The following is a 26,643-nucleotide window of genomic DNA, read 5'->3' as shown; positions in this document are numbered from 1 at the left end:
AGACATTGAGCGGAGTGGATATCGCGGCTGCAGCCGCTCACACAAAGGCGGGGCAGACCGGTCCTGATCCTGCACCGGTGGGGCGGGCCAGCCTTGATCTTGGACTGATCGGCAACGGCAGCGTCGCCGCGCTGGTCGACGCCCGCGCGCGGGTCACGTGGTGCTGCATTCCCGCCTTCGATGGCGACCCGGCCTTCTGCGCCCTGCTTTCGCCCAATGCCGGCGGCGGCGACTACGCCATCGAACTCGAGGATTTCGAACGCGCCGAGCAGGCCTACGTCGACAACACTGCCGTGCTCCGCACCGTGCTGCGCGACCGCCACGGCGGCGCGGTGGAGATCACCGACTGCATGCCGCGCTGGCGCCAGCACGGCCGCTTCTACCGGCCGGTGATGCTGGTCAGGCGGCTGCGTCCGCTGTCCGGCCGGCCGCGCATCCGGGTGGCGCTGCGCCCCCTGGCCGACTACGGCGCCGAGGTGCCCGCACAGACCTGGGGCAGCAACCACATCCGCTACCTGCTGCCCGGCTTCACCCTGCGCCTGACCAGCGACGTGCCGGTGCGCCTGGTGCGCGAATCGCTGCCCTTCGAGCTCGACGGCGAGCGCCACCTGGTGCTGGGCCCGGACGAAACGCTCACCGAATCGGTACAGGGCTTCGCGCACCGGGCCGAGCGGCTGACCATCGACTACTGGCGCGACTGGGTGCGCTCGCTGTCGATCCCGCTGGAATGGCAGGAGGCGGTGATCCGCAGCGCGATCACGCTCAAGCTGTGCCAGTACGAGGAAACCGGCGCGATCGTGGCCGCCATCACCACCTCGATTCCCGAGGCGCCGCACAGCGAGCGCAACTGGGACTACCGCTACTGCTGGCTGCGCGACTCGGCCTTCGTGGTGCGCGCGCTCAACCGCCTTGGCGCCACGCGCACCATGGAGGGCTACCTGCGCTACGTGCTCAACCTCGCCACCGGTGACGACGGCACCCTGCAGCCCCTCTACGGCATCGCCTACGAGGACCGGCTGGAAGAGCACGCCATGCCCGCGCTGGCCGGCTACCGCGGCATGGGACCGGTGCGCCGCGGCAACCTGGCCTGGATCCAGAAGCAGCACGACGTGTACGGAAGCGTGGTGCTGGCCGCGACCCAGCTGTTCTTCGACCAGCGCCTGGAGCGTCCCGGCGACGTCGCCGCATTCCACCGCCTGGAGCCCCTGGGCGAGCATGCCTGGGCGCTTCACGACGAGCCGGACGCCGGCATCTGGGAATTCCGTGGCCGCGCCGAGGTGCACACCTATTCCAGCGTGATGTGCTGGGCCGCCTGCGACCGCCTTGCGCGCATCGCCGCGCACCTGGGGCTGGCCGACCGCGCCACGCACTGGCGCCAGCGCGCCGATGCCATGCGCGACATCATCCTCGAGCGCGCCTGGGACGAGGAGCTGGGGCATTTCGTCGAATCCGCCGACGGCCGGCGCCTGGACGCCAGCCTGCTGCTGCTCGCCGAGCTCGGCTTCATCGACGCCCGCGACCCGCGCTTCGTGGCCACGGTCGAAGCCATCGGCCGCGACCTGCGCCGTGGCACCTCGCTGTTCCGGTACATCGCCCCGGACGATTTCGGGCACCCGGAAACCAGCTTCACCATCTGCAGCTTCTGGTACATCGATGCGCTCGCCGCCATCGGACGCGTGGACGAGGCGCGGCAGCAGTTCGAAAGTCTGCTTGCCCGGCGCAACCCCCTTGGCCTGCTGTCGGAGGACCTGGCCTTCGACGATGGCGAAGCCTGGGGCAACTTCCCCCAGACGTACTCCCACGTTGGCGTGGTGATGACCGCGATGCGCCTGTCGCGGCCCTGGTCCGAGGCCACCTGACGTGGCGCGGCTGGTGGTGGTCTCCAACCGCGTCACCCTGCCCGACGAAGACCGGGCCGGCGGCCTGGCCATCGCCCTGCGCGCCGCGCTGGCCGAGCGCGGGGGCTTGTGGTTCGGCTGGAGCGGCGAGTCCGCCGCCGCGACCTCCGGGACGATGCACGAACACGCCGACGGCGGCACGCGCTATTCGGTGATGGACCTCTCGGCGGCGGATTTCGACGCCTACTACAACGGCTTCGCCAACCGCACGCTGTGGCCGCTGCTGCACTTCCGCATGGACCTGGTGGACTACACGCGCGCGACCTACGACGGCTATCGGCGCGTCAACGTGCTGTTCGCCGACCGCCTGGTGCCGGAGCTGCGCGCGGACGACGTGATCTGGGTCCATGACTACCACCTGATCCCGCTTGCGCAGCGCCTGCGCGAACGCGGCATCGGCAACCGAATCGGCTTCTTCCTGCACACGCCGATGCCCTCGTCAGACCTGCTGGCGGCGCTGCCGCACCACCGCGAACTGTTCGCCGCGCTGGCATCCTACGACCTGGTGGGCTTCCAGACCCGGCGCGACCTCGAGCGCTTCCAGGACTACGTGCGCCTGTTCGGGCGCGGCCGGGTGGTCGAGGACGGGGTGATGGAAACCGCGAACGGCCGGCGCTTCCGCGGCGGCGCGTTCCCGATCGGCATCGACGTACCCACGATCGCCGGCCTGGCCGTGCGCGCGATGAAGCGACTTCCGGTGCGGCGGCTGCATGAGAGCCTTGGCGGGCGCGCGCTCGCCATCGGCGTCGACCGCCTGGACTACTCGAAGGGCCTGCCGGAGCGCTTCCGCGCCTTCGAACGGCATCTCGAGCGCCATCCCAACCAGGGCGGGCGCATCACGTTCCTGCAGATCGCCCCGCCTTCGCGCAGCGACGTGCCGGAATACCGGAGCCTGCGGCGCGAGCTGGAAACGCTCAGCGGCCACATCAACAGCGGCCACGCGGTGCCCGACTGGACGCCGGTGCGCTACATCAACCGCAACTTCCCGCACGACGTGCTGGCCGGCTTCTACCGCATCGCCGACATCGCCCTGGTCACGCCCATGCGCGACGGCATGAACCTGGTCGCCAAGGAATACGTGGCCGCGCAGGACCCGGCCGATCCCGGCGTGCTGGTGCTGTCACGCTTCGCCGGCGCCGCCCAGGAGCTGCACGAGGCGCTGCAGGTCAATCCCTACGACGTCGACGGCGTCGCCGACACCATCGCCGAAGCCCACGCGATGCCGCTGGACGAACGCCGCCAGCGCTGGCGCGCGATGATGGACCGGATCGAGGGCTATGACATCCACGCCTGGCGGCGCGATTTCCTCGAGACCCTCACGGCCTGACCCGCCCTGCGGGAGCAGCCATCGTCGCGCGCTGCCAGGCGGCGCCTGCATGACATCGATCGCCGCTATAGCGGCTCCCACAAAAGCGACACCCTGTCTTTTGTGGGAGCGGCCATGGCCGCGATTTGCCGCCATGGCGCCCCTGCAACAGCGCGTGTCAGCCCAGGGGCGTCGGCTGGATGATCTCCACCCAATACCCGTCCGGATCCTTGATGAAGGCGATTTCCTTCATCCGCCCGTCGGTCAGGCGCTTCTGGAAGGGCACGCCCAATTCCTCGAAGCGCGCGCAGGCCGCGCGCACGTCGGGCACGCTCAGGCAGATATGCCCGAAGCCGCGCGGCTCGCTGTTGCCGTCGTGGTACACCGCGCCGTCCTGCGATTCGGTGCCGTGGTTGTGGGTGAGCTCAAGCACGCCCTGCAGGCCGGCGACCCAGGCCTTGCGCTCGCCTTCGTCGCCGGGGATGTCCGCCGGGTCGACGATGGCAAGGAAGTAGAGCGAGAACTCCGCTTCCGGAAAGTCGTTGTGCCGCACCAGGCTGAAGCCCAGCACGCGGGTATAGAAATCCAGCGAAGCGCGCGGATCCTTGATCCGCAGCATGGTGTGGTTGAACACGAAGCCGCTGGTCGCGGTGTCGCGCGCGGCAACGCCGGGCACGTTGGCCAGGCTGGCGATGGCATTGGTCATGATCGGCATCCTCATGGGGGGGGACGCCATTATCGCTGCAGCCGGTTGCGGTCGCTGGAGCGCGGAAAGCCTCAGTCCAGCCAGGCCAGCGTCGCCATGCGCCCGGTGCGCGCGTCGCGGCGGTGGGAGAAGAACCGGCGATCGGACATCGTGCATTCGCCGCCGCCGTGGATGTCTGCGCCGGCCATGCCGGCAGCGCACAGGCGTCGCCGCGCCAGCGCGTACAGGTCCACGTGCCAGTGTCCGGCGCGCGTCGCCGCGAACGCCGCGTCCGCAGCCGGATCCCCGGCGACGAACGCATCGCGCACCTCGGCGCCGACCTCGTAGGCCGCCGGCCCCGCTGCAGGACCCAGCCAGGCCAGGATTTCGCCAGGCGCGGCCTGCATCGTCGCGATCGTGCGTTCCAGCACGCCCGCGGCCAGTCCGCGCCAGCCCGCGTGGGCGACCGCCACCTCGCCGGCGTCGCGGGCGGCGAACACCACCGGCAGGCAGTCGGCGGTGAGGATGGCCAGCACCACGCCCGGGACGCCGGTGACCGCGGCATCGGCCTCCGGCTCGGCCGCCATGCGCCCGCGCTCGGCGGTCGCGTTGCCGTAGGGAAGCACGTCGTCGACCCGCAGCACGCCGGTGCCGTGCACCTGGCGCAGCCAGTGGGGCGCCGAAGGCAGGTCGGCGCGATCCACCAGCTCCGCGCGGTTCGCCGCCACGATGACCGGGTCGTCGCCGCCCGCGCCGTGCACATTGCCCAGGTTGAAGCGGTCGAAGGGCACCATCGATGCACCGGCGCCGTGGCGCAGCGTCACCAGCGCGCGCACGCCCGGTGGCGCGGGCCAATCCGCGTCCAGCCAGGCCCGGCGCAGCGATCCCGTGCGGATGCCGCCCGTCCCGGCCGCGCCGGTCATCGGCGCACGCCCGACCCGGTGACCGCATGCGCGGCCGCATCGGCCCGCAGCTCTCGGACCAGGGCCTGCATGTCCTCGGGCAGCGGCGCCTCGCAGCGCACCGGCTCGCCGCTGGTCGGATGCACGAATTCCAGCACCTGTGCGTGCAGCGCCTGGCGGCGGAATCCGCGCAGCGTTTCGACCAGCCCGTCCGCTGCCGCGCGCGGCAGCCGCACCGGCCCGCCGTACAGCGGATCGCCGACGATCGGGAACTTCAGGTGTGCCATGTGGACGCGGATCTGGTGGGTGCGCCCGGTCTCCAGGCGGCACTCAAGCGCGGTATGGGCACGGAACCGCTCCTGCAGGCGGTAATGGGTGGTGGCCTCGCGCCCTTCCTCGCGCACCGCCATGCGCAGGCGGTCGCGCGGATGGCGGTCGATCGGCGCCTCCACCGTGCCGCCGGAGACCAGCGCGCCGACCACGATCGCCAGGTACTGCCGGTGCACGTCGCGCGCCGACAGCTGCGCCACCAGCGCGGCATGCGCCTGCAGGGTGCGGGCCACCACCATGACGCCGGAGGTGTCCTTGTCGAGGCGATGCACGATGCCCGCACGCGGCACCGCGGCGAACGCCGGATCGCGGAACAGCAGCGCATTCACAAGCGTGCCGGTGTGGTTGCCGGCGCCGGGGTGCACCACCAGGCCCGCGGGCTTGTCGATCACCAGGACCTCGGAGTCCTCGTACAGCACCGACAGCGGGATGTCCTCGGGCCCGGCACTGACCTGGACCTCCAGGGTGGCGGTGAGCAGTATTTCCTGGCCGCCGCGGACGGCCTCGCGCGGGCGCACGGTGGCGCCGTCGAGCAGCACGTCGCCCGATTTCACCCAGGCGGCCAGGCGCGAGCGCGAAAACTCGGGGAACAGTTCGGCCAGCACCGCGTCGAAGCGCCGCCCGGCCATGGCATCGGGCACGCGGGCGGCCCGTGGGGCATCTGCGGCGGCTTCCGGGATCTCGGCGTCGTGGTCGTCGGTCATGGGGTGTCGGCTCGGGTTCAGGCGTGGCCGCTGGCGGGCGGGTGGTGGCTGCTATTATCCCCGGTTCACGCCCTCGCCGCCCCGGACGTCCCATGACCCGAAGCACCCTCCTGTTCCGCAGCGCCCTGCTGCTCCTGCTGCTGGCCATGTTCTCCATCTCGGGCTGCGCGCGGATGAAGGGCATGTTCAAGGACAAGGAGGCCGATGAAGGCGTGGCCGTCGAGGCCCTGTACGACAAGGGCTACCGGTCGATGCGCAGCGGCAACTGGAACGGCGCCACCACCACCTACCGCCGCCTGGTCGCGCAGTACCCCTACGGCCCGTACACCGAGCAGGCGCTGATGGAAATCGCCTACGCCCAGTACAAGATGGGCCGCCACGACGACGCCGTGTCGTCGGTGGACCGCTTCATCCGCACCTATCCCACGCACCGCAACGTGGCCTACATGTACTACCTGCGCGGCCTGGTGAACTCGTCCCGCGATACGGTATTCCTGCAGCGCGCGTGGAACCTCGACACCAGCCGCCGCGACCTGGCCACGCCCATGCAGGGCTACAACGACCTGCGCACCGTGGCCGAACGCTACCCCAACAGCCGCTATGCCGCCGACGCGCGCAACCGCATGGCCGCGCTGCGCAACACGTTCGCCCGCCACGAGATCGAGACGGCGCTGTATTACATGCGCCGCGACGCCTGGGTAGGTGCCGCCGAGCGCGCCCGCTACCTGCTCGAGACCTACCCGCAGAGTGAATACCAGAACGACGCCGTGGCCGTCCTCGCCGGCGCCTACGCCGAACTGGGCAACGACGCCCTGGCCAACGACGCGCGCCGCGTGCTCGAGCTGAACGAGCCCGACCATCCGTACCTCACGGGCGACTGGCCGGACTATCCGTGGACCATCCGCAAGCTCAACCCCTTCGCCAGCGAGCGTTCCGCGATCCGGTAAGCCGGGAATCGCGGTTAGTGCGGGTACCTGTTGGTGATCGGGTACCTGCGCTCGCGGCCGAAGGCGCGGCGGGAGATCTTCGGACCCGGGGCGGCCTGCTGGCGCTTCCATTCGCTGCGCCGCACCAGCGCCACCACGCGATCCACCACCGCCGCATCGAAGCCCGCCGCGCAGACCTCGTCGCGCGACTGCTCCTGGTCGACGAAGCGCAAGAGGATCGCGTCCAGCACGTCGTAGGGCGGCAGTGAATCCTGGTCCAGCTGGTTCTCGCGCAGCTCCGCCGATGGCGGCCTCGCGATCACCGCGGGCGGGATCACCGGGGCGCCGCCCACGGTGTTGCGCCACTTGGAAAGCCCGTAGACCTCCGTCTTGTACAGGTCCTTGATCGGCGCGTAGGCACCGGCCATGTCGCCGTAGATGGTGGCATAGCCGACCGCGTACTCGCTCTTGTTTCCGGTGGTCAGCACCAGGCCGCCGAGCTTGTTCGACAGCGCCATCAGGATCATCCCGCGCGCGCGCGACTGCAGGTTCTCCTCGGTCACGTCGGCCTCGCGGCCGTCGAAGGCATCGCCCAGGCTGGCCAGCAGGCCGTCGAATGCCGGCCCGATCGGCACCGTCATCATCTCCACGCCCAGCGCGCGGCACTGCTCGGCGGCAAGATCGTTGCTGAGCTCCGCCGTGTAGCGCGAGGGCATGCGCACCGCGGTCACGTTGTCCGCGCCCAGTGCTTCCACCGCCATCGCCAGCACGATCGACGAATCGATGCCGCCCGACAGCCCCAGCCAGGCGCGGCGGAAACCGTTCTTGCCGAAGTAGTCGCGGATTCCCCGCACCACCGCGCGCCAGGCCATCGCGTCCATGCTCTCGTCGCCGTCGTCCATCCACACGATGGGCGTGAACGCGCGACGCGCGACGTCATAGTCCACCACCAGCCACTGGTCGGTGAACGCGGCCGCGGCCGGATGCACCGTGCCGTCGCCGTCGGCGACCACCGATGAGCCGTCGAACACCAGCGCATCCTGCCCGCCCACCACGTTGAGATAGGCCAGCGCCGCGCCGGTATCGCGCGTGTGCGCGGCGATCATCGCGTCGCGCTGCGCGTGCTTGCCACGCTCGAAGGGCGAGGCGTTGGGCACCAGCACCAGCTGCGCGCCCTGCGCCACCGTGTCGGCGATGGGCTCGACGAACCACAGGTCCTCGCACACCAGCAGGCCCACCGGCACGCCCTTGACCTCGAACACGCAGCTGCCGCCGTCGGGATCGACGTGGAAGTAGCGGCGCTCGTCGAACACGTTGTAGTTGGGCAGCTCGCGCTTGCGATAGGTGCGTTCGATGCGGCCGTCGCGCAGCACGCTGGCCGAGTTGTACAGCACGCTGCCGGCCGATTCCGGCCAGCCGACGATGGCGACGATGCCGGTCGCCGCATCGGCGACGGTGCGCAGCGCCTGCTCGCAGTCGGCCAGGAACTGCGGCCGCATGAGCAGGTCCTCCGGCGGATAGCCGCTGACCGCGAGTTCCGGGAACACCACGATGTCGGCGCCGAATTCGTCGCGCGCCTCGCCGATCATGGCGGCGATGCGCGTCGTGTTGCCGGCGACGTCGCCCACCGGGAAATCGAACTGGGCCAGGGCGATGCGGAGGTGTTCGGTCATTGGAGGGTTCCAGTGGCTCGACGTGGGGTGGCCATGATGGTCGCATTTCCGTGCAGGCACGAAAAAGGCCGCCTCGCGGCGGCCTTCCTGGAACGCATCCCTTGCCGGAGCCGATATGGCGGCGATCGCTGCAACGCGATCGCGGCCATGGCCGCTCCCACGGGAGGCGCCGGATCAGCCGGCCAGGCGCTTCGCGATGGCGGCACCCAGGTCGCCAGGCGAACGCACGGTGGTGACGCCGGCCTTCTCCATCGCGGCGAACTTGCCTTCGGCCGTGCCCGAGTCGCCCGAGGCGATCGCGCCGGCGTGGCCCATGCGCTTGCCCTTCGGGGCCGACGCACCGGCGATGAAGCCCACCACCGGCTTGGTCACGTACTCGGCGATGAACTCGGCCGCTTCTTCCTCGGCCGAACCGCCGATCTCCCCGACCATGATGATGCCCTGGGTCTGCTCGTCGTCCTGGAACAGCTTCAGACAGTCGATGAAGTTCAGGCCGTTGATCGGATCGCCGCCGATGCCGATCACCGTCGACTGGCCGAGGCCGGCGTCGGTGGTCTGCTTGACCGCTTCATAGGTCAGCGTGCCCGAGCGCGAGACGATGGCGATCTTGCCCGGCATGTGGATGTGGCCCGGCATGATGCCGATCTTGCACTCGCCCGGGGTGATCACGCCGGGGCAGTTCGGGCCCACCAGCACGGTGTCCGGGTAGGTCGTGACCAGGGTCTTCTTGACGCGCAGCATGTCCAGCACCGGGATGCCCTCGGTGATGCACACGATGACCTTGATGCCGGCATCCGCGGCTTCAAGGATCGCGTCGGCCGCGAACGGTGGCGGCACGTAGATCACCGACGCATTGGCGCCGGTTTCGCCCACGGCATCGGCCACGGTGTTGAACACGGGCAGGCCCAGGTGCTCGGTGCCGCCCTTGCCGGGGGTCACGCCGCCCACGACCTTGGTGCCGTACTCGAGCATCTGCTCGGCGTGGAAGGTGCCCTGCGTGCCGGTGAAACCCTGCACGATCACCTTGGTGTCTTTGTTGACGAGAACGCTCATGTGTTTCCTCGGTTCTTCTGTGTCTTCCGCGCCCCACCTGTGGGAGCGGCTATAGCCGCGATTTCTGTCTTGGCCGTGCGGGAATCGCGGCTGTAGCCGCTCCCACAGGGTCAAGGCCCAGGTGGCAGGAAGAAATATGGTGGATGTCGGGGCTCAGGCGGCCTTCGCGGCTTCGACAGCCTTGCGGGCGCCGTCGTTGATGTTGTCGGCGGCGGTGATGGCCAGGCCGGAGTTCTTCAAGAGCTCCTTGCCCGCGTCCACGTTCGTGCCCTCGAGGCGCACGATCACCGGGACCTTGACGTCGACTTCCTTGACCGCGGCGATGATGCCTTCGGCGATCATGTCGCAGCGCACGATGCCGCCGAAGATATTGACGAAGATCGCCTTCACGTCATCCGACGAGAGGATCAGCTTGAACGCCTCGGTCACGCGCTCCTTGGTGGCGCCGCCGCCGACGTCGAGGAAGTTCGCGGGCGAGCCGCCTTCCAGCTGGATCACGTCCATCGTGGCCATGGCCAGGCCCGCGCCATTGACCATGCAGCCGATGTTGCCGTCCATGGTCACGTAGTTCAGGTCGTGCTGGCTGGCCTTGACCTCGGTCTCGTCTTCCTGGCGGATGTCGCGCATGGCGACCAGGTCCGCGTGGCGGAAGCCGGCGTTGTCGTCGGAGTCGACCTTGCCGTCCAGCACCGCGAGGTTGCCGTCGGTGAGGATGGCCAGCGGGTTCAGCTCGACCAGCGCCAGGTCCTTCTCGTTGAACAGCTTGTACAGGCCCATCATGATCTTCGAGAGCTGGTTGACCTGCTTGCCGGTCAGGCCCAGGGCGAAGCCCATGTCGCGGCACTGGTAGGGCTGCAGGCCCTGGATGAAGTTCACGTTGAGCGACTGGATCTTCTCGGGCGTCTCGGCGGCCACCTGCTCGATGTCCATGCCGCCTTCGCTGGACGCGATGAAGGTCACCGACTGGGTCGAACGGTCCACCAGCACCGACAGGTACAGCTCCTTGTCGATGTCGGTGGCCTGGGTCACCAGCACCGAGTCGATCGGCAGCTCGATGCCGGCCGTCTGGTAGGTCGCCATCTTCTTGCCGAGCATGCCCTTGGCGTGCTCGCGCACCTCGTCGAGCGAGCGGCAGAGCTTGACGCCGCCGGCCTTGCCGCGGCCGCCGGCGTGGATCTGGGCCTTGACCACCCAGAAATCGCCGCCGATGGCCTTGGCGGCGTCAACCGCCTCTTCAGGGGTCCGGGCGACGCGCCCGGCCGGGACTGCAATGCCGTAATCGGCGAAGAGCTGCTTCGCCTGGTACTCGTGGAAGTTCATGTGGGGTCCGTCGTGGGAAAGTGGGACACAGCGCCGACCATTATAGTGCGCCAACGCCCACGGAGCCCGCCCGAGTGCCCAAGACCCCCACCGATCGCGCCATGAGGCGCGAGCTGTACCTGCTGGCCCTGTACCGGACGCTCGAAGCCGCGATGCTTGCGCTGGCCGTATTCGGCCCCCTGCAAGGCGTATTCGGTGGCGAAGCGCGGGACCCCGCCCTGGCCTCGGCGGTCGCCGCCACGTATCTCGTGGCGTCCGCCGTACTGCTGCTGTTCTCTGGCCGCGAATCCATTCCGCTCCCGGCGCAGGTCATTTTCGGCGTGGCCATCGACATCGCCGTGGCCACCCTGGCCACCCATGCCCTGCCCCACGCCGGGCCGGGCATCGCGATGATGCTGCTGTTCAACGTCGGCGCCGCCGCCCTGCTGCTGCCCCTGCACCTGGGCCTGGCGGCAGCCGCGCTGGCCTCGGGCGCGCTGGTCGCGCAGTACATGGCGGTGATTCTGGCGGGCAGCCCGATCCGCGAGCGCCCGCTGGCCGAGGTGCTGATGTTCTCGGTCAGCTACCTGGCGATGGCGTCGCTGACCAACTTCCTCGGCCGCGACATGCGCGAGAGCCGCACCCTGGCCGACCGGCGCGGGGCCGAGGCCGCCAACCTCGCCGAAATCAACGAACTGATCATCCGCCGCATGCGCGTTGGCGTGCTGATGGTGGACGGCAGCGGCCGCATCCGCATGGCCAACGAGGCCGCCCGCATCCTGCTGGGCGAATCCGGCCCGGACCCCGAGGGCACGCCGCGCACCCTGCCGAAGATCTCGCCGCAGCTGGCCATGCGCGTGGCCGAATGGCGCCGCAGCGGCCAGGCCGACGACACCCCGCTGACCATCGGCGACGACGGCAACGAAGTCCTGCCGCGCTTCGCCCGCCTGCTGGCCACCGACGACACCACCCTGATCTTCCTCGACGACACGGCCCTGGTCTCGCGCCGCGCCGAATCGCTGACGCTCGCCGCCATGGGCCGCTTCTCCGCGAGCCTCGCGCATGAGATCCGCAACCCGCTGGCCGCCATCAGCTATGCCACCCAGCTGCTGGAGGAGTCGCGCGACATCGGCGACAGCGACCGCCGCCTGTTGCAGATCGTCCACCAGCAGTGCATGCGCACCAACGCCATCGTCGAGAGCGTGCTCAGCCTGGCCCGCCGCGAGCGCGCCCAGCCCGAGCAGGTGGACCTGGTGGGCCAGGTGCGCGCCTTCATCGAGGACTACCGCCAGACCTGCCCGGAAGAGAACGCCAGCCTGCGCCAGGCCGGCCAGCGCCCCGACGTCCCGGCCATGGTCGACCCCCGCCACCTGCAGCAGGCGCTGACGTCGCTGACCAACAACGCCGTGCGCCACGGCCACCAGCCCGGCGAGGCCGCCCGCATCACCATCAACGTCGACCTGCTGGACGGCAGCCCGGTGATCGAGATCACCGACCGCGGCCCCGGCATCCCCGACGCCGTGACCCACCAGCTGTTCCGGCCCTTCTTCACCACCTCCGAGCACGGCACCGGCCTTGGCCTCTACATCGCGCACGAGCTCTGCCGTGCCAACGACGGCCGCCTGGAATACGTGTCCCTGCCCGGCGGCGGCGCCTGCTTCCGGATCACCCTCCGCAATGGCTCCGCGATGCTCGGCTGAGCCTTGTACCTTTTGACACTCGTCACACTATGGTGAAAAGTGCCAAAATTGGTCACCCACGGACAGGCACCCAAGAATTCCCATGACAGACGCCCGCAGCGCCCTCATCGTCGACGACGAGCACGACATCCGTGAGCTCCTTGTCCTGACCCTGGGCCGCATGGGCCTCCGCACCGATACCGCCGCCACCCTGGCCGCCGCGCAGGAGCTGCTGGCCCGCGGCAAGTACGACCTCTGCCTGACCGACATGCGCCTGCCCGACGGTTCCGGGCTGGAGCTGATCAGCGACATCACCACCCGCTTCCCCGACACCCCCGTGGCCATGATCACCGCCTACGGCAACGTTGAAGCCGCGGTGGAAGCCCTGAAGGCCGGCGCCTTCGACTTCGTCTCCAAGCCCGTGGACATCAACGTGCTGCGCGGCCTGGTGCGCCAGGCGCTGGAGCTCAACGTCCGCCGCCAGGCCCAGCCCGACGAGGCCGGCCGCCTGCTGGGCGGCTCGCCGGCCATGGTCGAACTGCGCGAAACCATCGCCAAGGTCTCCCGCAGCCAGGCGCCGGTGCACATCAGCGGCGAGTCCGGCACCGGCAAGGAACTGGTGGCCCGCACCATCCACGCCCAGGGCGCCCGCGCCGGCGGCCCATTCGTGCCGGTCAACTGCGGCGCGATCCCCAGCGAACTGATGGAGAGCGAATTCTTCGGCCACCGGAAGGGCAGCTTCACCGGTGCACATGCCGACAAGCCCGGCCTGTTCCAGAGCGCCGACGGCGGCACCCTGTTCCTGGACGAAGTGGCGGAGCTGCCGCTGTCGATGCAGGTCAAGCTGCTGCGCGCCATCCAGGAGAAGAAGGTGCGCCCGGTCGGCGCCCAGGCCGAGATCGACGTCGACGTGCGCATCCTTTCGGCCACGCACAAGGATCTGAGCGACCTGGTCAACGCCGGCAGCTTCCGCCACGACCTGTACTACCGCATCAACGTGATCGAACTGCACGTGCCGGCCCTGCGCGACCGCGACGGCGACCTGCCGATCCTGTCGGACGCGATCTTCGCCCGCCTGGGCCACGCCATGCACCGCACCGCACCCAGGCTCGGCCCCGACGCCCTGGCCGCGCTGGGGAGCTACGGCTTCCCGGGCAACGTGCGCGAACTGGAGAACATCCTGGAGCGCGCGATGGCGCTTGCCGACGGCGACACGATCACCGCCATCGACCTGCGCCTGCCGGGCGGCAACAACATCCACTCGCCCGGGCGCACCGCGCCGCTCCAGGGCGGAATGTCCGCGCCACCCTCGCCGGGCAGCCTCAATCCGCGCGAAACCGCCTCCAGCGCCCTGCCTTCCTATATAGAAGAGATCGAACGCGCCGCCATCCAGCAGGCACTGACCGAGAACAAGTACAACAAGACCAAGGCCGCCGCCGCCCTGGGCATCACCTTCCGCGCGCTGCGCTACAAGCTCAAGAAGCTCGGCATCGACTAACGCCCAAGCCTCCCCCTGTGGGAGTGGCTTTTGTGGGAGCGGCTATAGCGGCGATCAAGCATCGCGACTGACGCAGCGCTATCGCCGCCCTGGCTATCCACAGATTTCCCGAATGGCATTACCGATACCGCGTCCACAACACCCGCGTCCGCCGCTCGCCAGGATCCGGCTCGGCGGTCTCGCCGCAGGCCACGATCCCGCAGGGCAGTGCGCCCGGTTCGTAGTCCTCCGACCCGCCCGACAGGTCCAGCGTCGTGCTCCCGCCCATGCTCACGTCACTGCCGCCGCCCTGCGCCGCCGACACGATCGCGCCGCTGATGGTGGTGCTACCGCCGGTGGTCAGCACGTTGCCGGCCAGCACCGAGCCGTCGGCCCGCGTTGATGCGCCCAGGCTGATGTCGCCGCCCGAGAAGCCGCTGCCTCCCGGCGCCGTGCCGCCCGCCAGGTAGGCGATGTTGGCCACCGGCGCACCGGTCATCCTTCCGCCGGCGACATTGCACAGGTTCACCGGCGCCAGCTGCGCGAAGTCAGGCGCGGCAGACCCGCCCGGCGGCGTCGCGTTGGCGCAGGTCACGGAAAAGCCCGCGTAGTTGGGCGACATGTTGCGATGCGAGCCGCTGGTGGCGATGTTGCCCGTGGCGATGAAAGTGTTCACGTACACGCCGTTGCCCACCGTCAGGTCGCCGTCGAACCACGCCACGCCGCGCGCCATGCTCTTGCCGTTGATTTCCCAGCGGCGCCCGCTGCCGCCGATGCAGGCGTTCTGTGGCGAATGGCCCTGGCAGAGGGTGGCCACCGGCACGCTGCACACGTTGCCGCTCATGTCCGCGGGCCGGCACAGCCAGTCCGGATAGCGCTGGTTGTTCGCCGCCCGGATGCCCAGCACGTACTGCCCGTCGGGAATCCCGGCCACGTTCGCTACCGTCACCCGGCGCGTGCCGCCCACCACCTCGAACACATAGTTCGCCAGCTCGCGCAGCGGCCACGCATCCACCTTCGAAGAAGGCATCACCACCTCGGGCACCTCGTCCACCACCACCGGCTCCACCGGCGCGATCGGCACGGTGTAGCCCGGCTGCACCCGCACCGTCTTCGCCACGCTGTCGCGGCCGTTGCCGCTGACGGCGCCGCCGATGACCCCGGCGATCGACACCCAGCCCGACACCAACAAGTCGCGCTGCCCTTCCAGCGCATCAATCCCGCCATAGCCGCTCACGCGTGTCGTGCCCTGCGTGCGCACCCGCCCGGCCCCGGCCTTGCTCATGTCCACGTCGCCAACGGCGGTGATCGATCCCACTTTTCCGTAGGCCGCATGCGACACCCGCCCATTCGCGGCGACCTCGCTGACCTCACCCGCCGGCAGCGCCACCAACGCGCGCGAACGCAGCACGGTCGAGCGGTTGCCGCCGCTGTAGTCCACCCGCCCGTTGGCATGCACCCGGTTGGCGCCGCCGCCGCTGCCGGTCCAGTTCACCGGCCCTTCCGAGCGCACCGAAGTGATGTTGACGCCGCCGCCGGTCACCGTCACCCCGGTCTTCGATTCCACCAGGTCACCGGCGCCGCCTGTGAACAGCACCGGCCCGTTCGCACGCAGCGCCACCGGGCTCGAGCCGCCCGACACCGTGGCCCCACCGCGCGCCCGCACCTGGGTGCCGCTGGCGCTGCCGCGCAGCACCACGTCGCCGTTGGAATGGATGTTGCGAACGTGGATGGCGCTGCCCACGGTCACATCGCCGGTGGCGCGCAGGGTGTCGATGCCGGTGATCGACGCGCTGTCCAGCAGCGCATCGCCGTCGACGTTGAACACCGCGTTCTCCGCACCGGTCACCTTGATGCTGCCGGTCAGCCGCAGGTCGCGATGGATGTTGATCGCCGAGACCACGCCCGCGGGCGCGCTGCCGCCGCCACCGCCGCCGGCTTCGCCCGGCTCGATCTCGTACACCACCTCCACGGTGGCCCGCGACTGCGCCGCCCCGCCTTCGGCCGCCAGGCCGGTCACCGCCGCCTCCACGCGCCAGGCGCTGCCTGCCTTCCGCACCGACGTCAGTCCCGCGCTGAAACCCGGATCACCGGCGCCGCCAAAGGCCACCGGTACCACGCCACCGGCATCGGCCCAGCCCTCCAGCGCGGCTTCGTCCACCGCGTCCAGCCAGCGCCGCAGCACCTCCGCCCCGCGCCACGCGCTGGCCTGCGCCGGCGTGCTGGCATGGATGGTGAGCTGCTGCTCCTGCGTGCTGCGCACCGCGTGCCAGATCAGCAGCGTCGAGGTGCCCACCGCCACGCCCAGCATCAGCACGATGAAGAGCATCGCCACCCCGCGCTGTCGCTGCCTTGCCAAGGGCTGCTCGCCCAATGGCGATCTTTTCCTGCTCATGCTGAAGCCTCCGTGGCCGCCGCCGGCACGATCTCCGCGCCCTTGATGTTCTGCAGACACACGCCGAACAGCCGCATGCCGCCGGCCTCCAGCGCCAGGGTCACGTGCTCCACCTCGCCCACGTTCTGGCCATACGGCTCGCAGGCACCCGCCTGCTGCACGAAGCGCGCCTCGGCCAGGCGCAGCACCGAGACCTCGCCCTGGCCCACGTGGAAGCCCACCGCCGATACCAGCATCCGCGGCGTCGGCTGCCCCGGCGTGGCCCAGGTCACGCCCGCATCGTCCACGCCCGCGCAAGGCGTGGCCGGCATCAGGTACAGGCCCTGCGCCAACGGGCCATCCGGACCCGCCATCGCCGCGCCCGCCGCCGGTGCCTCGGCCACGATCCGCATCCCGGCGCACAGCATCGGCCCGCCATCGACGTCGCGGAAACGCCAGACCACCCCGCGCCCGTCCGCGGACACGCGCAGGTTGTCGCCGGCCGTACCCGGCTCGATGCGCCAGCCCACCGCCTGCAGCTCCATCTGCGCGCCCAGCAGGGCAGATGCCAGCTGGCTGTCGCGTACCGCGCTCAGCTCCGAACTGGTGGATGTGTCCACCATCGCCCGGTACAGCGCCAGCATCGCCACCACGCCCAGCACCGACAGCAGCAGCCCCACCAGGGTGCCGATCAGCGTCATGCCGCGCTGCCGGCTCATTGATGCGTCCCCACGACCAGCGACACACCGTCGGCCGGCAGCCCCAGCGTCTCGGGCGCCAGGCTGAGCGTGATCTGGCGCGGCATGGCCACCGCCATGCTGCCGGCGCCGCTGGCCTGCACCTGCACCGTGGTTCCGGCTTGGCAGGCCACGTCCACATTCACTTCCAGCGCGAGATCGTCGCCGCCCACCGCCATCGGCCGGCTGGACGCGCCATCACACAGGCCCTCGCCGTGCTCGCGCAGCAGCTGGCGCATGCCGATCACCGCCATGCCCTCGATGCGCGCATCGCGTTGGGCACCGGTGAGCTGGGTGGCCACGTACACCATGCCCGCGCCCAGGATGCACAGCAGCAGCACCCCGACCAGGGCCTCGATCAGCATGTCGCCGCGCTGCCGGCGCGGGCGCGGGCGTGGCTCAGAGCAGGTCGACATCAAGCGCCTCCGCGGGGTCGCGCCCCGCCACCCGCAGCCGCGCCACCTGCGTGCAGTCGGGCACCACGGCCGGGTCGGCATAGGCGCCGCGGCCATCGAAGGCCACGCAGTGGAACGGCGTGCCGGTGCCCGGCTCGGCAAGCGTGATGGCAGGGTTCAACTGCCCGGTCCAGACCACCGCGCCGCCCGCGCAGTCCTCGCCCGTGTCCAGCCGCGCCACTTCCAGCAGGCTGTCGGCCGCAAGCCGCAGGCAGGCCACCGGCGCCCCGCGCGCCAGGCCCAAGGGATTGCGCAGCGACAGCGCCCGCGCCTGTCCCACGCCCTCGGTCAGCAGGCCGCGAGCCTGCAGCTGGCGGTCGCTGTCCATCCAGCGCGCGCCGAAGGGCATCGCCAGCATGGCCAAGGCCGCCATGATGGCGAGCGTAACCATCAGTTCGACCAGGCTGAAGCCGCGGCCCGCGTTCACGTCACCAGTCCACGCGGCCCGCGGCCTGGCAGCGCTCCCCCACCCGGCGCGCCGGCGGCGTGCTGGCCAGGGTGAGCACGCAGCCCTGCAGCTTGTCCTGGTGGCGCCAAGTGGCGGTGGCGGCGTACTGGCCCTTGTCGCTCTTGATGTGGAAGGCGAAATCGTCGGCGTTCGCGGACGGCTGCCAGCTGGTGACCACGGTGCCGGCCTCGGCGTCGGCCACCGGGTACCAGAGGGTGCGCTGGCGGAGGTTCTCGAGGTGGGCGCCGAGGGCGACGAGGTCGGTCTGAGCGACGCGAAGCTTGCTGCGCTGCACGTAGTTGGAATAGGAGGGATAGGCGATGGCCGCGAGGATGGCGACCACGGCTACAACGACCATCAGCTCGATCAGGGTAAAGCCGCGAGAGGCGCGGGAGGCGCGGGAGGACGTTTGGGACATGGAAAAAAGTGTCGCACGGGGGCAATGAAGGCGCGATGCAAGCGCGATCGAAGTCTCAGCCCGGCCCAATTCAGCACCTGCTGCCGCTCCCGCGCCAAGCGCCTGGTCCCATATGCAAGGACGTGCTCCGGCGCTACCTGCTGAAGCGGGCGATCGTGAGCGAGCTGCGGCAACTGCATGAGGAAGCCGGGCGTGTCTGGACAAGCCTCGCCAGGACCCTGCAGGTCCACTCGCTGGGCGGAGTGGACCTCTCGCTGCCGCTGCCGCTTTCGAACCGGGCGTATGCGGTCCACTACGGAGAGCCGCTGCTCGTGTTCACCCGTGTGCAGCGCACTGCCATGGAGCTGGTCCACAAGTACGTGGACGAGGTTCCACAGCCACCACCGGCAGGAGTTCGGCGGAGCGGGACTCGAGCGCTTCGGGCTCAGGCTGCAGGCGGTAATGGGCAATGCCGCCGAGGTTCTCTGGCTGACGAACTACTACAAGACCAGACCGGAGTTCCCCGTACTCAAGACCGACAGCCCCAAGTTGGAGGCGTACCAGAAGTACGTCGACTCCTACCGTGACGAGTTCAAGAACATCATTGCCTCCGTGGAAGGCCTGACGCGCGAGGTCTTCGAGCGCGCGTACCGGCCGACGCGGCCACCGGAGCCGGGCTCTGGGTGAGCCGCGCTTGTGGATCGGCCATCTACACTGCCACCATCCCAACGGGGCATTCGGGAAGATTACTGAGCATGATCGGCATCACGCGCATCGGCGCCGGCTCCACTGCGGGGCCGGGCCAGATCTCCCTTGCGTTCAGACCTGACATCGAGGGCCTCCGCGCCTTGGCGGTGCTGCTGGTCATCGCCGCGCACGCCAAGGTGCCGGGCTTCGCGGGGGGATTCATCGGTGTCGACATTTTCTTTGTACTGTCCGGCTACCTGATCACCGGCCTGCTCTGCAAGGAGGTGCAGGCCACCGGAACCATCAAGCTCCGCGCGTTCTATGCACGGCGCCTCCAGCGCCTGATGCCGGCACTCCTGCTCATGGTGGCCGTGACTGCCATTGCCAGCGCACTGCTGCTCGCACCGTTCGAACAGGCTCCGCAAGCTGCGGCCGGCATGGCCGCTACGGCGTGGCTGAGCAACTTCTACTTCGCCTTTGCTCACATCGACTACTTCGGCGCTGGGGCCGAGACCAACGTCTTTCTTCATACCTGGTCGCTTGGCGTGGAAGAACAGTTCTACCTTGCGTGGCCCGTCCTGCTCCTGTTCTGCCTGGGCCTGTTGGGACGCCGCCGCGGCAGCGGTCCGAACTGGCCCCAGCTGTGGCAGGGGCTTCTGGCAACGTTGGTCATCAGCATGGCGCTCTCGCTAATCATGACCATCCAGACCCCGGCGCTTGCCTTCTACATGGCACCGTCGAGGGCATGGCAATTCGCGCTTGGCGCAGTCGTGCTGCTCGCAGGACACTTCCTTTGTCGCAATCGGGAAGCGCGAGACCAGCGCCAAGTGCCGTGGACTCTGCTGGCCTGGTGCGGCTTGGCGCTGGTCCTTGTCTCCGCATCGTGGTTCGACAAGGGCATGCCGTATCCGGGCTGGCGCGCCCTGCTCCCGTCGATTGGCACAGCCCTGATATTGGCCGCTGGCCAATATGCGCCCGCGAACTTCTGCACGTACACCCTGTCGTTGCGGCCCTTGGTCGGAATTGGCCGTCTGTCCTACAGCCTTTATCTGTGGCATTGGCCGGCACTTGTCCTGGGTGCCACGGTTTTCGGCCAATCCGCCCCAGCGCGCGTGGCCCTGGTCGCAGCGGCAGCCGTTCTGGCATGGCTGTCGCATCGTGTGATCGAAACACCAATCCGCCACTCGCTGTGGCTAAGGGCGCGCCCCGGAAATGTCCTTGCCAGCTCATGCCTCTTGATCGCCTGCGCAGCACTGGCCGGGATCCAGTGGCAAACACGCACTCAGGACTGGTCGCAGGACCCGGAACTGCTTCAGTACATGGAGTCCCGGGGCGACGCTCCCATCATCTATGCGCACAATTGCGACGAGTGGTATCACTCCAGCCGCGTGCGAGCGTGCTACTTCGGCCCTGAGGACGCAACCCGCACTGCCGTTCTGCTGGGCGACAGCATTGGCGCCCAATGGTTCAGCGCAGTGCAGGGTCACTTTAATGGCAACGATTGGCGCATTCTCGTCCTGACCAAGTCAGCCTGCCCGATGGTCGACCTGCCCATCTTTTATCAGCGCATCGGACGCCGCTACACGGAGTGCGAGGAGTGGCGTGAGCGGGCCCTCGAGTACCTCGACGAGGTAAAGCCCGAAGCAATCATCCTGGGTTCGTCCCACACGTACGCCTTCTCGCCGCAGGAGTGGCGCGAGGGGTCCCAGCGCGTGCTGGAACACGTTGCAGCCTCCGCCGGGCGTACCTACCTTCTGCAACCGGTGCCGACGCTGACCTTTGACGCCCCTACCTGCGAGGCCCGGCAGGCTTGGAGACGACGGCATTTTCCTCAGCTTCCAGATACTTGCACCGCCTCACCGGCGAACAGCATCATGGCTGGCGTCAAAATGGCGCTTCAGGATTCCGCTGACGCGACGGGTGTCCAGATGGTGGATCTGAGCGACCACGTCTGCCCGAGCGGCGTCTGCCGTGGGCAGCGCAACGGCGCGGCAGTCTATAGGGATTCCCAACACCTCACCGATCGCTTTGTGCGGTCACTTCAGCAGGAGTTTGACGCCGCCTTGCGAGACGACAGGAAGCCGAGGAAATGAAACCCACTATGTCCAACGGGTGGCGATCACAGAAGTCGAGCGTCCGTCTCGCCTCGCTGTCGTCAGCTTGTGACCCGCCAATGCACCATCTCGGCAATGTCAAGTTTGCGCAGCGGTATCTGAAACAAGGATCGATGAGCGACGCGCATCACATATCGAGGCGCGGGACTGACGCGAAGCGTCACAATCGGCGCTACAAAGTGACGTAATACGTCGCCTATCACTCATCGACGACAGTCCAGACCGTGAATCCGGTTGCACATCTGTTCATCCGCACCTACAAGCCACCAACTGGCACGGGTTCTGCATACACTTCATTGCACGTGCGATGTCGCACGGCAGCAACGGTTCCGGAACCCAAGCCGGCGTTGTCACACGTGAAGTCAAATCCACTCCTAGGGGAAACATCATGAAGAAGCAGCAGGGCTTTACCCTCATTGAACTGATGATCGTGGTTGCGATCATCGCCATCCTGGCCGCCATCGCGCTGCCGGCCTACCAGGACTACGTCGCCCGTTCGCAGGTCTCGGAAGCCAACTCGCTGGCTTCGGGCGCCAAGACCGCGGTTGCCGAGGAGTACGCCAATACGGGGTCGTGGGGCGCCATCACCAACACCACCGCTGGCCTCGCTACGGCTACCAGCATCAAGGGCGACTACGTGTCCGGGGTTGCTGTCTCGGCAGGCATCATCACTGCCACGATGAGCACCGGCGCGAGCACCAAGGTCGCGAGCTCGACGCTCGTCCTCAGCCCGTTCGACAACGGTGGCTCGATCTCCTGGAACTGCGACGACAGTGGCATTGCAGACAAGTACCTTCCCAGCGTGTGCCGCGGCGGCTGATCGCCGAGCTTCAGCAGATGCAAACTACAAGGGCCGCGCGATGCGGCCCTTGTATTTTTTGAAAGCAGATGGCAAGCCGCTTCCCGCTGGTCCAAGTTTTGGCGCCCTTGTTGCTCATACCAGCCACGTGGCTTGTATGGCAACTGTCGCTAACAGGCGGCTTTATCTTCGACGATTTACCAAACCTTGTCCGCGCCAGCGGCTGGCAGGCCAATTCGCTGGCGCCTTCGGAGTTGTGGGCTGCCATGGGCAGCGGACTGACCAGCGACGCTGGTCGACCCTTGGCGATGCTCAGCTTCGCCGTGAACCACGCATTGACCGGCTTGGATCCATGGTGGCTCAAGGCGACATCACTGGTGATGCACGCCGTCAACGCCGTGCTGGTGGCGGTGCTGGTTCGCCAGCTGTTCGCGCACACAGCCCCCTCACTCGGTAGTCCAAGCGTGCTGACAGTCGCTGCCTGGCTGACAGCACTGGCTTGGGCCGCGCATCCGATCCACGCCTCCACCGTGGCCTACGCCGTGCAACGTATGGAAATCGGTGCAGCGATGGGCATGTTGCTGTCGCTACTCGCCTATATGCAGTTCCGCCACCGACTGCTCGCCGGTCGGCGCGCATGGCCCTACCTGCTTCTAGCCACGCTCGCATGGGCGGCAGGGCTTGGTTTCAAGGAATCGGCGGCAGTGGCCCCAGTGTTGGCCCTGCTGATTGAATGGCTCTGCTTCAGATTCCGAGCGCGCGGTGGCTCCACCGACTATCGCATCGTGGCCGCATTTTTCTTTGGGGCGCTGGCCGCTGCGATGACCTTCGTGCTCGTGGTTGTCCCGTTGACCAGCCAGGCCGCCTATGCCCCACGCACATTCGATGCTCTGGAACGCACCAGCACACAGTTTCCAGTGCTCTCCCACTACTTGGCCCTAATCCTGTGGCCTGCGCCCGACACATTCCGGTTCTACTACGACAACTTCCCCGTCTCACTCACGCCGTGGCACGACGCACGGACGACAATGGCAACATTCGCCATCCTTGCCCTTGTCGGCAGCTCGTGGTCCGCCCGTCGCCGTTGGCCACTGCTCGCCTTCGGGATAGCATGGTTCTTCGCCTGCCATGCAATCACTAGCAGCCCCATTCCGTTGGAACTTGCGTTCGAACACCGCAACTACCTCGCCACGCTTGGCCCACTGCTCATCTTGGCCAACGCAGTTGCCATATTGACAAAGCGCCTGCACGGCGATGCCCGCATGGCGATCGGCGCCGCCTTGGTTCTGACTCTTGCAATTTTGGGGGTTCTGCAAGCCGCCACTTGGGGCGAGCAAGGCAGACTTGCCCTGACGCTTGAGAATCGCGCTCCGACTTCCGCCCGCGCGGCCTACGGCTTCGCGACGCACATGTTCAATATTTCAGGCGGAGATCGAACTTCACCAGCCTGGTCGCTAGGAATGGAAACCTTGCGACGTGCGACTGACCTGCCGTCGGCCTCTCCGCTCATTCCCCAGGCAATCATCGTGCTCAGCGCCCGCGGGGGCGAGCCTCTCCCAGAGGGCACCTGGCCGCATTTCCGAAAGCTGCTGTTGCAGCGCCCCATCGGGCCGGAAGGGATCGAGTCCCTATATGCCGTCGTTCAATGCCGGATCGCGAATCTGTGCCGCTACAACGACGCCGAATTGCTATCGACGGTGCTCGAAGTGGTCCGCGCCAATCCAGGCAACGCCACGGTTCGCACGATGTACGCAAACGTGGCCTGGAACGTCCTTGACGACCGGGAGCTTGCCATTCGCATGCAGCGCGAGGCGCTGTCATTGAGCGGAGGTGGCGCGCCAGCGGCACTGGGTCTAGCAGAGTTCCTGCTTGCGTCGGGCGATTCGGAGAACTCAGAAGAAGGTCAACGCATACTGGAATCGTTGCGTCGACAACCATCCGGGAATCGGAAGAACGCGCAGGCCATCACCGCGCTCGAGTGTCAATACGAATTTGCGGGGCAGACGGTCCGTTGCTCCCCCGCCCCCGAGCAACCCCTCCGCTCGACCAGCAAGAACCAGACGCCTTGATGCCAATCAATCTGCTTCCCGCAACAAAGTCCCATGCAAGTCGCTTAGCTCCAACGACGGGCCGAAGCATCCTGTGGCCTTGGCTCGCAGCAGTTGCAGTGATAGCAGTTGTACTGTTGGTTTACTGGCCCGTGACTCGCGCCGGCTTTGTCTGGGACGACTTCCTGACCTTTGAGCAGCGGGCTTGGTTGTACTACGGTGATGCTTGGAAGCGGTACATCTTCACCGGCTTCAACGAATGGACGCACTACTTCCGCCCGCTCGTGGTTGCCTTGTTCGTGCTGCAGGTGCGGTTGTTCGAGGGCGCCCCAGAACCAATGCACATGGTCTCGCTGGGCATGCACTTGGCCAACGTGCTCCTGGTATTCGCGTTCGCCCGCAGCCTTGTTCCGCAAGACTGGAAATGGCGCGACCCACTTGCCCTGCTGGGCAGCGTCCTTTATGGCTTGCACCCCATGCTGGTCGAGTCGGTCACATGGATTGGCTGCCAGTTTGACCAGGTACAGGTGATGGCCGCGCTTGCGGGCCTGCTGTGCTCGCGCCACATCGATAGTATCTGGCCTCGTGCAGCGCTGGTCACGGCCTGCTTCTTCGTCAGCGCCACGGCAAAAGAATCCGCAGCTAGCTATCCAGCCATCGTCCTTTTGTTCGACTGGCTGCTTCGCGGTGACCGCAACCTCCGGCCCGCCTTGCGTCTCGTCCAGTTGTTGCGCCGCAACTGGCCTGTCTACACAGGACTGCTGCTCGCTGGCCTTGCCTATCTCTGGTTGCGCCGCGCAATGATGGGCGCCACCGTAGCGGGACTGGAACCATGGATGCTGGTGCCGAATGTGGCGAGAATCGACGGCATCGCATACGTCTACTTGAAGTACTGGGCGGTAGTTGTTGGCATCCCGACAGAACTGAATCCGTTGCATCCGGTCGGGTCAGTCGCGTTTGGCGAGAACGGAAAGCTGCTGGCGCTGCGGGTGCTCGCATCAACTGCGGTTTTCTCGCTCGGACTCCTGGCGCTAACCCGGCGTTTCACGGCGCTCGGTGTCCTTGTGCTCGCGACCACGTTGTACCTGTTGCCAGTGTTGGGCCTGTTGCCAGTCCAGTTCGACAACAGCATCTACCACGAGCGCTATGCGATCGGCGCCATCGTGCTGGCCTGCGTACTACTGCCGCGCGTGGCACACGAACTCCGTTCGCTCGCTACCCACATGCCGATGCTGTCGAAACTGGCGCCGTTGCTGGCACTTGCCTGGCTCGCGGCAGCCATCCCAAACATACGCGCGACCATTCCCCTGTGGTCGAACAACGTAGCGCTGTGGGAATGGACTTTGCGCGCCAACCCAGGAAACGAACTTGCATTGGGCAACCTGATCAGTGCCTACATCATGGTTGGAGAAAGCGGGAAGGCGCGCGCGCTTGTAAACCAGACCATTGCAGATGGCATTGCCTGCGACAATTGTGACATCAACGGATTCATGCTGTCCGTGCGGGAGGGCGATCAGCCGATGATCGACGCGACCGTGGATCGCCTTCGCAACTCGCCGACCCTCTTCGGCAACAGTGGCATGCGCTTCAACTATTTCCGGACCATCGGACACCTTGAACTCCGAAGTGGCAATCTCCAGGCCGCTGTGGCAGCCCTGCATGAAGCGATTGCTATCGAAGCCCAAGAGCCATTCGCCCGCTTGCTTCTGACCGAAGCGCTGGTGGGACTGGGATTGACACTGAAAGCCGAACGGGAGGCTGCATTGGCAGTGAACCTCTCCCATCCTCAGGAGAGGGAACATTACCGCCAGCGCTCCCAGCGAATCCTAGGCGGCGAAGCGCTGCTTGGCCTCCCGATACCGACCCCGGAGGGCGGCCAGTCCGCGACCAAGTGAAGCCAAGAGCGGTCACGACCTACTCGTCATGGCAAGGTTCTTGCGGCGTTCTAATAGGGCCAAAGTTGCGGAGATCTCATAAGAGCACGATTGGCAGGACACTCGTTGGTTGCTGCGTGCCAGTCGGCGGAGCGCCTGACGCGCGGCGTCACTTTCAGACGTGCTAGGGCGGCAAGGCTGCCCGCAGGGGGCGATATGAACCGCAATCACGGATTCACCCTGATCGAATTGATGATCGTGGTTGCGATCATCGCGATCCTGGCCGCCATCGCGTTGCCCGCCTATCAGGACTACGTGGCCCGCTCGCAGGCAACCGAGGGTTTTTCGCTGTCCACAGACGCCCGCATGGCGATCGTGGTCTATCACGCGAACAAAACCGCTTACCCAGCCGACAACCAGCAAGCGGGCATCTCTGATCCAGCATCCATCGCCGGCGACTATGTGGAATCCGTGACCATCGGCAATGGCAACGGCCAGATCGACGTCTTGTACGGCAACAAGGCCAGCGCCAAGATTGCCGGGCAGGCTCTCGTCATGGCAATGGTCCCCGAGGGTGGTGCGTTCCATTGGCGCTGTTCTGGGCTCGAGAACAAGTACCTGCCTTCGGCCTGCCGCTAAACTGGCGTGATGCGGGTTCACGGATCCGCGGTCCACTCCCCCGACGGACGTAAGCCGTGTTGCAAAAAAATTCGCCTCAACGTCTTTCGGGCCTCCTGCCGCGCGATTGTGTTCACGCGCCTTACCTCAGATCTCGCGC

General features: G+C 67.6%; 22 protein-coding genes. 11 read left to right on the top strand and 11 right to left on the bottom strand.

The window, feature by feature from the left end; all coding sequences use genetic code 11:
• Window positions 1-20: 20 nt before the first annotated feature.
• Entirely contained in the window at window positions 21-1,859 is a 1,839-nt protein-coding gene (locus tag WCE39_RS11750; protein ID WP_452299595.1) for a glycoside hydrolase family 15 protein, read from the top strand.
• Between the two features lies 1 nt (window position 1,860).
• The gene (gene otsA / locus WCE39_RS11745) at window positions 1,861-3,225 is read left to right on the top strand and encodes an alpha,alpha-trehalose-phosphate synthase (UDP-forming) (RefSeq protein WP_343276854.1); all 1,365 of its coding nucleotides are present in this window, start codon (window positions 1,861-1,863) and stop codon (window positions 3,223-3,225) included.
• 157 nt (window positions 3,226-3,382) lie between these two features.
• Here otsA and gloA read toward each other — a convergent pair whose 3' ends face one another.
• From gloA to rluD, 3 genes are all read right to left on the bottom strand, one after another.
• Entirely contained in the window at window positions 3,383-3,910 is a 528-nt protein-coding gene (gene gloA, locus WCE39_RS11740; protein WP_343276853.1) for a lactoylglutathione lyase, read from the bottom strand.
• Window positions 3,911-3,981: 71 nt separating this feature from the next.
• Window positions 3,982-4,812 carry a peptidoglycan editing factor PgeF gene (gene pgeF, locus WCE39_RS11735; protein WP_343276852.1) on the bottom strand — a complete coding sequence of 277 codons (831 nt, stop codon included), beginning with the start codon at window positions 4,810-4,812 and terminating at the stop codon, window positions 3,982-3,984.
• Entirely contained in the window at window positions 4,809-5,825 is a 1,017-nt protein-coding gene (rluD, locus tag WCE39_RS11730) for a 23S rRNA pseudouridine(1911/1915/1917) synthase RluD (RefSeq protein ID WP_343276851.1), read from the bottom strand. The genes pgeF and rluD overlap by 4 nt, the downstream gene beginning before the upstream one ends.
• A 92-nt stretch (window positions 5,826-5,917) precedes the next feature.
• Between rluD and WCE39_RS11725 the strand changes: the two genes are divergently transcribed.
• Window positions 5,918-6,772, top strand: a complete 855-nt coding sequence (locus tag WCE39_RS11725; protein ID WP_343276850.1) for an outer membrane protein assembly factor BamD — start codon at window positions 5,918-5,920, stop codon at window positions 6,770-6,772.
• Window positions 6,773-6,786: 14 nt separating this feature from the next.
• Here WCE39_RS11725 and WCE39_RS11720 read toward each other — a convergent pair whose 3' ends face one another.
• The 3 genes from WCE39_RS11720 to sucC form a co-directional block, all read right to left on the bottom strand.
• Complete coding sequence (locus tag WCE39_RS11720) at window positions 6,787-8,424, bottom strand: NAD+ synthase (RefSeq protein WP_343276849.1); 1,638 nt, start codon at window positions 8,422-8,424, stop codon at window positions 6,787-6,789.
• A gap of 174 nt (window positions 8,425-8,598) precedes the next feature.
• Entirely contained in the window at window positions 8,599-9,477 is an 879-nt protein-coding gene (gene sucD / locus WCE39_RS11715; RefSeq protein WP_343276848.1) for a succinate--CoA ligase subunit alpha, read from the bottom strand.
• Window positions 9,478-9,630: 153 nt separating this feature from the next.
• On the bottom strand, window positions 9,631-10,797 hold the full coding sequence (gene sucC, locus WCE39_RS11710; protein ID WP_343276847.1) for an ADP-forming succinate--CoA ligase subunit beta: 1,167 nt from the start codon (window positions 10,795-10,797) through the stop codon (window positions 9,631-9,633).
• A 101-nt stretch (window positions 10,798-10,898) separates the two neighbouring features.
• Here sucC and WCE39_RS11705 point away from each other — a divergent pair, with 101 nt between their 5' ends.
• Window positions 10,899-12,476: a sensor histidine kinase gene (locus WCE39_RS11705; RefSeq protein ID WP_343276988.1), complete on the top strand. Its 1,578-nt coding sequence runs from the start codon at window positions 10,899-10,901 to the stop codon at window positions 12,474-12,476.
• An 82-nt stretch (window positions 12,477-12,558) separates the two neighbouring features.
• The gene (locus WCE39_RS11700; RefSeq protein WP_343276846.1) at window positions 12,559-13,953 is read left to right on the top strand and encodes a sigma-54-dependent transcriptional regulator; all 1,395 of its coding nucleotides are present in this window, start codon (window positions 12,559-12,561) and stop codon (window positions 13,951-13,953) included.
• A 118-nt stretch (window positions 13,954-14,071) separates the two neighbouring features.
• Here the strand turns inward: WCE39_RS11700 and WCE39_RS11695 are convergent, their stop codons facing one another.
• From WCE39_RS11695 to WCE39_RS11675, 5 genes are read right to left on the bottom strand one after another with little or no spacing between them, the layout of a single operon-like run.
• Entirely contained in the window at window positions 14,072-16,327 is a 2,256-nt protein-coding gene (locus WCE39_RS11695; RefSeq protein WP_343276845.1) for a hypothetical protein, read from the bottom strand.
• On the bottom strand, window positions 16,324-17,025 hold the full coding sequence (locus WCE39_RS11690; RefSeq protein ID WP_343276844.1) for a hypothetical protein: 702 nt from the start codon (window positions 17,023-17,025) through the stop codon (window positions 16,324-16,326). Before WCE39_RS11690 ends, WCE39_RS11695 begins: the two co-directional genes overlap by 4 nt.
• Window positions 17,022-17,459 carry a hypothetical protein gene (locus tag WCE39_RS11685; protein ID WP_343276843.1) on the bottom strand — a complete coding sequence of 146 codons (438 nt, stop codon included), beginning with the start codon at window positions 17,457-17,459 and terminating at the stop codon, window positions 17,022-17,024. Before WCE39_RS11685 ends, WCE39_RS11690 begins: the two co-directional genes overlap by 4 nt.
• A complete protein-coding gene (locus WCE39_RS11680; RefSeq protein ID WP_343276842.1) occupies window positions 17,443-17,925 on the bottom strand; it encodes a prepilin-type N-terminal cleavage/methylation domain-containing protein in 483 nt (160 codons plus the stop codon). The genes WCE39_RS11685 and WCE39_RS11680 overlap by 17 nt, the downstream gene beginning before the upstream one ends.
• A 1-nt stretch (window position 17,926) precedes the next feature.
• Window positions 17,927-18,364, bottom strand: coding sequence for a type IV pilin protein (locus WCE39_RS11675; protein WP_343276841.1), 438 nt, complete (start codon window positions 18,362-18,364; stop codon window positions 17,927-17,929).
• Between the two features lie 441 nt (window positions 18,365-18,805).
• On the opposite strand from WCE39_RS11675, the gene WCE39_RS11670 reads away from it, so the two are divergent.
• From WCE39_RS11670 to WCE39_RS11645, 6 genes are all read left to right on the top strand, one after another.
• Window positions 18,806-19,030: a hypothetical protein gene (locus WCE39_RS11670; RefSeq protein WP_343276840.1), complete on the top strand. Its 225-nt coding sequence runs from the start codon at window positions 18,806-18,808 to the stop codon at window positions 19,028-19,030.
• 68 nt (window positions 19,031-19,098) lie between these two features.
• Window positions 19,099-21,123, top strand: a complete 2,025-nt coding sequence (locus tag WCE39_RS11665; protein WP_343276839.1) for an acyltransferase family protein — start codon at window positions 19,099-19,101, stop codon at window positions 21,121-21,123.
• A gap of 409 nt (window positions 21,124-21,532) precedes the next feature.
• Window positions 21,533-21,964 carry a pilin gene (locus WCE39_RS11660; RefSeq protein WP_343276838.1) on the top strand — a complete coding sequence of 144 codons (432 nt, stop codon included), beginning with the start codon at window positions 21,533-21,535 and terminating at the stop codon, window positions 21,962-21,964.
• Window positions 21,965-22,032: 68 nt separating this feature from the next.
• A complete protein-coding gene (locus WCE39_RS11655; RefSeq protein WP_343276837.1) occupies window positions 22,033-24,012 on the top strand; it encodes a tetratricopeptide repeat protein in 1,980 nt (659 codons plus the stop codon).
• A gap of 98 nt (window positions 24,013-24,110) precedes the next feature.
• Window positions 24,111-25,886, top strand: a complete 1,776-nt coding sequence (locus tag WCE39_RS11650; RefSeq protein ID WP_343276836.1) for a tetratricopeptide repeat protein — start codon at window positions 24,111-24,113, stop codon at window positions 25,884-25,886.
• Between the two features lie 195 nt (window positions 25,887-26,081).
• A complete protein-coding gene (locus WCE39_RS11645) occupies window positions 26,082-26,504 on the top strand; it encodes a pilin (protein WP_343276835.1) in 423 nt (140 codons plus the stop codon).
• The last annotated feature ends 139 nt before the right edge of the window (window positions 26,505-26,643 follow it).

It is taken from the genome of Luteimonas yanweni, from assembly GCF_039548475.1.
GTDB lineage: Bacteria > Pseudomonadota > Gammaproteobacteria > Xanthomonadales > Xanthomonadaceae > Luteimonas.
This window is presented reverse-complemented; position numbering and strand designations above follow the sequence as displayed.